Origin of the sequence: Methanobrevibacter sp. V14 (assembly GCF_963082475.1) — an archaeon.
In the GTDB taxonomy this organism is placed as follows: Archaea; Methanobacteriota; Methanobacteria; order Methanobacteriales; family Methanobacteriaceae; genus Methanocatella.
The window spans coordinates 48,355-57,500 of record NZ_CAUJAM010000001.1 but is presented as its reverse complement, the minus strand read 5'-3'; the positions used below and the strand labels follow the sequence as shown (position 1 = coordinate 57,500).

At 32.1% G+C, this 9,146-nt stretch carries 7 protein-coding genes (1 of these 7 running past the window's edge); 6 read left to right on the top strand and 1 reads right to left on the bottom strand.

All coding sequences use genetic code 11. The features are described from left to right. On the top strand, positions 1-3,568 hold the 3' portion of the coding sequence (locus tag Q9968_RS00285) for a right-handed parallel beta-helix repeat-containing protein (protein ID WP_305512312.1). Its footprint begins 869 nt before the window's first position; the window shows 3,568 of its 4,437 coding nt (coding positions 870-4,437); the start codon falls outside the window, past its left edge; it ends in the stop codon at positions 3,566-3,568. A gap of 200 nt (positions 3,569-3,768) precedes the next feature. Here Q9968_RS00285 and Q9968_RS00280 read toward each other — a convergent pair whose 3' ends face one another. Beyond that, entirely contained in the window at positions 3,769-4,116 is a 348-nt protein-coding gene (locus tag Q9968_RS00280; RefSeq protein ID WP_305512311.1) for a DUF3795 domain-containing protein, read from the bottom strand. Between the two features lie 40 nt (positions 4,117-4,156). Between Q9968_RS00280 and Q9968_RS00275 the strand changes: the two genes are divergently transcribed. From Q9968_RS00275 to Q9968_RS00255, 5 genes are all read left to right on the top strand, one after another. After that, the gene (locus Q9968_RS00275; RefSeq protein WP_305512309.1) at positions 4,157-5,347 is read left to right on the top strand and encodes a glycosyltransferase; all 1,191 of its coding nucleotides are present in this window, start codon (positions 4,157-4,159) and stop codon (positions 5,345-5,347) included. A 178-nt stretch (positions 5,348-5,525) separates the two neighbouring features. After that, positions 5,526-6,635: an ABC transporter substrate-binding protein gene (locus Q9968_RS00270; RefSeq protein ID WP_305512308.1), complete on the top strand. Its 1,110-nt coding sequence runs from the start codon at positions 5,526-5,528 to the stop codon at positions 6,633-6,635. Positions 6,636-6,640: 5 nt separating this feature from the next. Next, positions 6,641-7,654, top strand: a complete 1,014-nt coding sequence (locus tag Q9968_RS00265) for an iron ABC transporter permease (protein ID WP_305512307.1) — start codon at positions 6,641-6,643, stop codon at positions 7,652-7,654. Continuing rightward, complete coding sequence (locus Q9968_RS00260) at positions 7,645-8,448, top strand: ABC transporter ATP-binding protein (protein WP_305512305.1); 804 nt, start codon at positions 7,645-7,647, stop codon at positions 8,446-8,448. Before Q9968_RS00265 ends, Q9968_RS00260 begins: the two co-directional genes overlap by 10 nt. A 7-nt stretch (positions 8,449-8,455) precedes the next feature. Continuing rightward, the gene (locus tag Q9968_RS00255) at positions 8,456-9,028 is read left to right on the top strand and encodes an FmdE family protein (RefSeq protein WP_305512584.1); all 573 of its coding nucleotides are present in this window, start codon (positions 8,456-8,458) and stop codon (positions 9,026-9,028) included. Positions 9,029-9,146: the final 118 nt, after the last annotated feature.

Here is a 9,146-nt window from a genome sequence, read left to right as displayed (position 1 = left end):
TAATCTTAATGGAATTAATTTGACTTGTTCTAACTATGCATATATTTTAAGTAATTACATCGCTTTCAATACAAATAATGGAGTTTATGTTGATTATAACATTACAAAAATCGAAATTAAAGGAAATTTCTTTAATCAGAATCATTTATGGGAAGTTTTCAATAATTTCCATGTTTTGAATATAAATGATGTATCTCTTAAGAATGTAGAAAGTTTAGAAGTAATTACAAACAATTATATGATTAACTATGGTGGAGGAGGTACTGCAGATATTGATAGGCCGGTTTGGACTCAGATTTATGAATATAATCCTAATATAGGGAATTATAATTACGATGAAAGTAAAGACGTTTATGTATATGTTGGAGATGGCAATGGCCAATATTACGGTCATCAGGGAATAATGTATTTAGGTTATGTATTTGAAATAAATGAATTTGTAAGTTGCCCGAATATTTATTACTCTCCAGCTAAAATATGGTCAAAAAGTGGAAACTATGAACTCCTATTAAGCAATATTAAACAAATTAAAAAAGGAATTTATTCAATTTCAATTGTAGATGCAAAAGGCAATATTGCAACTGACTTGAGCTCTGTTCCAGTAACATTTTATCTTAATAAGGTTGGAAATAGCGTTTCTCCTCAAGAGGGGGAGATTTATAAAACTGTAATGCTGGTTAATGGAACTGCAACTGTCAGATTTTATATGGATGAATTCACACAAAGCGGTAATGTTATAACGGCTGTTTTCCCAACACCTGGCACAACACTCGATGCTAAAGTATCAAAAACATTCAATGTTAAGGATTCTGAAATTCCGGGAATTCCATTAAACACTTCAATTAAAGTTTATAATCTAAACACCTATCCAAATTCAAATCAACAAATAATAGCTACATTAGTTGATCAATATGGAGCGGCTGTTGCTGGAGAAGTATTGACATTTACAATTAACTCGAAAACATGTAATGTTGCAACTGACAGTAATGGTCAAGCTAAAATAAAAATCTCTGAGTCAAAAGTGGGAAATTATACTCTGAAAGTAAAATACGAAGGGGATGATGTGGAATATAATGGCAATACTTCATCTGCCAGTGTTGTCGTTAAAAAAACAGCTACTGAAATGATTTCTTATAATTTGAATATGATTCCTGAAAAGGCTGAATATTTCTCAATTACTCTAAAAAATGCATTCGGTGGAGTATTAGCTAATCAAAAAGTTACATTCAAAGTCAATGGCAAAACTTACACCAAAACCACTAATAATAAGGGTGTTGCAAAAGTCAAACTCAGATTTAATAAAAACAATAAAAATTATAAAATTAAAATCACTTACAAAGGATCCAACAAATACGCTTCAATCTCAAAAACAAATAAAATCAAAGTTAAATATTCTTCAAAAACCGCCAAGTTGATAACTCCAAAGATAACTATTCCTCCAAAAATCGCTAAATATTATAAAATTGCATTGAAAGATGGAAATTCAAAAGGAATAGCTAAACAAAAAGTTATTATTAAAATCAATGGCAAAAAATTCACTAAAAGGACTAATTCTAAAGGCGAGATTAAAATAAAAGTTAAATTTAGTAAATTAAAAACTTATAAAGTAAAAGCAGTTTATAAAGGAAGTAAAATATATAAAAAGGCTGTTTCTAATGGTAAAGTTAAAGTGGATAAAACAGCTACTTCAATCACTGCTCCCAGTATTTCTATGGTTCCTAGTGAATTTAAAACATATTCTGTTACTTTAAAAGCAAATAATAAAGCATTCGCCAAACAAAGATTAACAATCAAAGTCAATGGTAACACTTATGTTAAAACCACTGATTCAAAAGGCCAAGCTAGTGTAGGTCTTAATTTTGATGGTGAAAATACATATGCCGTAAATGTCGTGTATAAAGGAAATAAAATTTACAAAGCTTCAAAAGCTACTGGAAAAGTCACTGTTTCAAAAGTAGCAAGTCGAATTACAAGTTATGATAAAACTTACTCTAAAAATAGTCAAAAAGATTATCGAATAACATTAAAGGACAAATCAGGTAATGCAATTCCAAGTCAATCTGTCATGTTTAAGATTAATAACCGAAGTTACAATAAAACTACAGATTCAAAGGGTGTAGCCATTATTGGTCTTGATAGTTTGGAAGAAGGTTCATTTGATATTGTAACCACTTTTGGAGGTACTTACAAATATAAATCAATTTCTAAAACTAATAAAATTACGGTTTCTGGTAAATTAAACACCGTATTTGTTGATAACAATCTTCCAAATTCCGAAATTCAAAGTATTTTGGATGGTGCTTCAAATGGGTCTGATGTTGAATTTTTAGGAGATAATTATTCATCCATTGCTTTAACTATTAATAATGCATTAAATGTTTATTCATCTCAAAATACTACATTAACTGCAAAAACAAATACTCCTGTATTTGCAATCTCGGGAAATAATATTAATATTAGCGGATTTATAATTCGGGGAAACTCTGATAGTGCAATATCTGTTAATAATGGAGATAATGTGCATATTTATGGGAACACTATTTCAAATATGTTGGACGAATCAAAAATGAGAAGTTATCTTGATGCAACAGTTAATATGCCTGGGTGCGGTGTTGAAATTTCCAATTCGCGTAATGTAGCTATAAGCAACAACACTATTAATTTGTTTGAAAGTGGAATCTTTGCTGAATACTCTTCAAATTTATTGGTCAATAATAATACTCTCAAAGAAAATAATTACGGTATTAAATATGGTTATGGTGTTGCAAATACCGAGATTCTCTACAATGAAATCACCGATCAAATTGGATTGTATATTATGACAGTTCCTGAAGGTCCAAGCGGCTATGGAATATTTTTCAATAATTCTGCTGTAAATGTAACTGTTAGTCATAATCATATTTATTCAAATCATCTTGGCATTTCTCTTGATGCTAATCACACAACAGGTATTGTGATTACTCAAAACACCATAACTGACAATGTGTTAGAGGGCATTAGATTTAATGCAGGTTATGATTTAGCTCTAAATGCAGTTGAACCTCATGTAACTGATAATGCAATTTATAGAAATGCACGTGGTCCAAGCATGATGATTTTAGGTGAGTTAAGTGCAAATCCTGAAGGAATCTATGGAAATGGTTTATATAATGATGGGGATAAATTACAACTTGAAGCAAACTGGTATGGTACAAATAATTTGGTTACTTGGGATTATGATGCTGGCGTGATTGGTTATGGAACAATGTGTCCGAGAATCAATACTACAAACATCATTTTTAACATGACCCGTAACTCTCATGATAGTTACAGCATTGTCTTTTATAAAAATGGAGAATTGGCATCAAATCTTCCAGAGTTTGATATGTATGCAACATTAAATAAAGAAAATGAGAGTGCTGTTGAAGTTATTTTCAATGTAGTTAATGGAGTAGGCACATTTGCTTTAGACTCACAGAACTATATTGCTGGAAATAACACTATTGATATTTCCATTGGGTCTTTACTTTATTCTACATCAAGAGTATTTAAAGTAACCTATTCCTATGAATTCATAAATGATGGGTGAACATGTTTTTAACATATTTGCCCTTTTTGGATATAAAATATTTCTTAAAGCTATTTTTTAAAACAAGTATCATTTCATTGCCATTAACTATCATTAAATCAGTTGATATTAATCGAACTATTAAAATAATTAATCAGATATTCAATTTAATCAATCTCAAATCCGCACTCGGAACAGGTTTTATTTTGGAATTTCACAACTCATTCACACTTGGGACATAACCATTTTTCACGATCCTCATTCATCATACGGCCAATACCCATAGTTTTGATACGTTTGGCGGAGTTTAAAGTATCCAAATTTTGTCTTTTAATATATTTTTTAGAATGTTTTTTAATCTGAGGGCATGGAAACTCACTGCAACGCCCGCAATAGCTGAAATTCTTTTTATCAAAACAAGCCCTAATTTTGCATTTTAAACTAGCTTTGCTTTTACCATCATTATTTATCAAGCATCCTCCACAAGGGTTTTGGAATCTTTCACAACTAATGCAGTTAATTCCACATGGGGCTAGCAATTTTGAATCTAAAGTTTCAGGCATTTTCATAAAGAAAGTTATATATTTATTCAATAATAAATATTACCTCATGAAAATTTTGATTGTTCAAGAGTCTGATTGGTTAGAGAGAAATCCTCACCAGCAACATCATTTGATGGAGAGAATGGCAGAAAGAGGTCATCAAATAAAAGTCATTGACTATCCTATAGACTGGCCAAATGATGATGTGGGCGGTTTGATTTATCACAAGGAAGTCCATGAAAATGTTTCAAAAATTAAAGAAGATACAAATATTCAAGTTATAAGGCCGGGTTTTATTAAAATAAAAGGTTTAAACTACGCAACATTGTTTTTTACTCATAAAAAAGAAATTGAAAAACAAGTTGAAGAATTCAGACCAGATGTGATTTTAGCATTAGGAATCCTAAACTCCTATAACGCTTCAAGAATTGCTAAAAAACACAATATTCCATTTGTATATTACTTTATTGATGTTATTTATGCTTTAATTCCAGAAAAATCATTTCAAAAACTTGGACAACGGTTCACTGAAAAAACCATAAGAAATGCCGATTTGGTTATTACAATCAATAAAAAACTATCCGAATTTGCTTATTCGGTGGGTGCAAAACATGATTCTACAATATTGATTGATGCTGGAATTGATTTGAATAGTTATGATCCTAATTTAGATGATTCATCAATAAGAAATGAATATGGAATTGCTCAAGATGATATCGTATTGTTCTTTATGGGCTGGATTTATGAGTTTGCAGGTATGAAAGAGCTTGCAAGAGCATTAGGTGAAAATAAAGACAAATATCCAAATTATAAGATTTTAGTTGTTGGAGATGGAGATGCATTTGATGAACTGTTAGAAATCCGTGACGAATATGGACTTGGGGATCAACTTATTTTAACCGGAAAACAGGCTTTTGAAAAAATACCTGAATTTTTAGCTTCAGCAGACTTCTGTCTTTTGCCTGCACATATTGATGAGCCAATTATGCAAGATATCGTGCCGATTAAAATTTATGAGTATTTGGCCATGAAGAAAGTGGTTATAGCATCTGAATTGCCGGGGCTATCAAAAGAATTTGGCTATGGAAACGGCATTGAATACATTCAAGAAGCTTTTGAAGTTCTCCCAACGGTTGAAAAGATTTTAGATGAGGGGAGATATGGCGAAATTGCAGGTAATGCAAGAGAGTATGTAAAATCTAATGATTGGGAAGTCATCACTGACAAGTTTGAAGAAGCAATGAAAAAATTGCTGTAATCTATTTCATGATAATATTTTCTTTTTTTATTTGTCTAATCACCTAATATTGACTATTTTTAATAGGATATTGAGTTTTTAAGTTAATTTTGCTGATTAATATAATATTTTAGAAAAGTTATTAAATAACTTACTGAATATATATTCTTATCGAAAATTATATTTGGGGATTATAATAATGGAAAAGAAAATCAAAGTTATAATATTGCTACTTGCTGTTTTAGTTATAATGGGAGTAGCTACACACTTATTTTTAACACCTTCGACTGTGGAAACTGAAGGCTCTAAAAATGTTACCGATATGTTAGGAAGAAATATCGAAATATCTGATTCTGTAAGTAATGTGGTGGCAACCAGTCCTCCAATGACTACTGTGTTATATATGATTGCGCCGGATAAACTTAAAGCCGTAAACTTCCAATGGACAGAAGAGGAATTAAAATATGTTCCAAGCCAATATCAAAACTTCCCAGTTGTGGGGGGATGGTATGGTGCACAGGATGGAAATTATGAGGAGTTTATTGCATCAGAACCTGATATCATTATAGAGTCAATTGATGAAGGCGGCGATGGTGATGCATCAACTGTTGAAGAGCGTCAGGAAAAATTTGGAAAAATACCTGTTGTTGCAGTTAAAGACACTACGGATGTGGAAAAAATAGGAGAGTCCATTACATTTATGGGGGAAATTGTCGGGGCTGAAGATAAAGCCTCTCAGTTAAATGATTTCAACAATAAATATTTGGATTTGGTTCATGACCGGGCATCTAAATTATCTGAGGGTGATAAAAAAACTGTTTATTATGCTCAAAGTGATGATGGACTTCAAACAAACCCATCCGGATCTAGTCATGGTCAATTAATCGATTTGGTCGGTGGAGTCAATGTTGCCGATTCTTTAGGTCAAGGAAACACTACCTCTGGTGTTCAAGTATCGATAGAGCAAGTAATTAGTTGGAATCCGGATATAATCATTACAAATGACCCTGAGTTTTACGCAAGTGTTTATAATGATTCTAATTGGGGGAAACTTGATGCAGTTAAAAATCATGAAGTATACTTATCTCCACAATCTCCATTTAAATGGTTTGATAGGCCTGTTGGAGCAAATATGATTATTGGAGTTCCATGGGCTGCAAAAGTAATCTATCCTGATGATTATAAGGATATTGACATGGTTGATGCAACTAAAGAATTTTACTCCAACTTTTATCATATCGATTTAAGCGATGATAATGCAAAACAGATTCTTTTAGATTCAGGACTCAAGGAATCAAATTTACAGTGATTTATATGGATGGCGAATCAAAAGAGATTATGGGCATCATACTTTTAATCTTTTTTCCAATAATTTTATTTTTTGCTTCATTTTTAATTGGAAGATATCCGATTGGTCCATTCGATGTGATTAGTACATTATTGTCTACAATATTTCCATATCTAGAAGTATCTCCGACTATTACAACAATCGTATTTGAAATAAGGCTTCCAAGAATAATTGGAGCAATTGTAGTTGGAGCATGCCTTGCAATTTCAGGAGCAGCTTTCCAATCAATATTCAAAAACCCCCTTGTTTCATCTGATTTGCTTGGAGTATCAAATGGTGCAGGATTTGGAGCAGCTTTAGGAATTTTAATTAGTGGAGCTAATATAATCACTCAGATATTCGCATTTCTTTTTGGGTTAATTTCAGTGGCAACTACATATTTCATATCTAGAACATATAATGCGGGAGGAATACTTGTACTTGTACTGTCGGGGGTTGCAATTTCGGCATTTTTCAATTCATTGATTTCCGCGATTAAATTCATCGCTGATCCTGATGATAAGCTTCCGGAAATTGTTTATTGGCTAATGGGATCTATAGCTTCCATTAATGCTGATAAGCTATTCATGATTGCAATACCAGTTATCATTGGATTGGCAATACTGTTAATTTTAAGATGGCATATGAATTTACTTGCAATGGGTGATGAGGAAGCACAATCCCTAGGATTAAACCCTTCAAGAATTAGATTTTTAATAATCGCAGGATGTACTTTACTGACCTCGGCCGCAGTATCAATAAGTGGTATCGTTGGTTGGGTTGGTTTAATCATTCCTCATATGGCCCGTATGATTGTGGGGCCTGATAATAGAATATTGCTTCCAGCATCATTGAGTTTAGGTGCAAGTTTCCTATTGTTAATCGACAACATATCTCGCGCAGTCATTGCTATTGAAATTCCAATCGGAATCCTGACAGCCATCATAGGCGTTCCAATATTTTTATACTTACTTAAACAGGGGTATTCAGAATGGTCATAGACAATAAACTCTTTGAAGTTAAGAACATATCATTTTCATATGATGATGAGGAGATTTTTTCAAACATTAGTTTTTCAGTTGATAAAGGTGACGTATTATGTATTTTAGGGCCGAATGGCACTGGAAAAACCACATTAATCAAATGTCTCAATGCTTTGCATGATATTGACACGGGTGAAATCCTAATTAATGGCAAAAATATGAAAGAATTATCATTTAGAGAAATATCCAAACATATTGGTTATATTCCCCAATCTCATGTTCCTTCATTTCCATTTAAAGTGTTTGATGTTGTTTTGATGGGTAGGGCACCTTATCTTAATTTAACCGACTCTCCTAAGGAGGAAGATGTTGAAATCACTCTTGATGCTTTGAAAACTCTTGGAATTGAAGATTTGAAAAATAAAGAATACACTAACTTAAGTGGTGGAGAACGCCAATTAGTATTTCTTGCAAGAGTACTGTGTCAAAAACCAGACCTGTTGATATTGGACGAGCCAACTTCACACTTAGATTTTGGAAATCAGATTAGATTATTGGAAATAATTGATAATCTTGCAAAAAATGGATTGTCAATTATAATGTCTTCGCACTTCCCGGATCATGCATTTTTAAGCTCGACAAAAGTAGCTATTATGAAAAATAAGCAATTTATTGATTTTGGAAGTCCTGAAAGTGTTGTAACCGAAGAAAACTTAAAGAAGGCATATTCAATTGATGTTAAACTCATTGAATTGGATGACAGTCGAAAAGTCTGTGTACCAATGAAAACAGATTTAAAATTAAATTTATAAAGACGATATTATGAATGAAAAAGATTATGATGAACAATTAGAAAAAGCTGCGGAGTTTCACGGCCATATCTGCGGCGGAATAGCTATTGGAACAAAACTTGCAATGTATGGCCTGGAATTGCTTGGAATGGAATTAAACCAAAGGCATAAAAATTTAATAGTATTTTTAGAAATCGACAGATGCATGTCTGATGCTGTTCAATCAGTCACTGGATGTTCTATGGGTAAAAGAAGCCTAAAACAAATGTATTATGGTAAATTTGCAGCAACATTCTATAATCAGGATACTGGTGAAGCCTTAAGAATTACCGATGCTGATGCAAATAAAAAATTCAAAGATGAAGAAACTAAAGGGGAAATGATTGCCCGTTTTAGAAGAACACCTCCTGAAGAGTTATTCAAAGTGGATAAAGTTAAAATTGAGCTATCCAAAGGGGATATGCCAGGTAAGCCTTATACCACAACATTTTGCTGCCAGTGTGGTGAGAAGGTTTCTGATGGAAGGCACGTTATTAAAGGAGGTAAACCTTATTGTATTTCCTGTGCTGAAGGTTCCTACTACGAACTAATTGAAGAATAGATATTCATGTTGTAATTTATTTATTCTTTAATATTATTTTTTTCATCATATTTATTAAAATTTTTACTTTATTTTGTTTTTTCTTCGTTTTTAATAGTTTTTTAGTTAATTTAGTTAA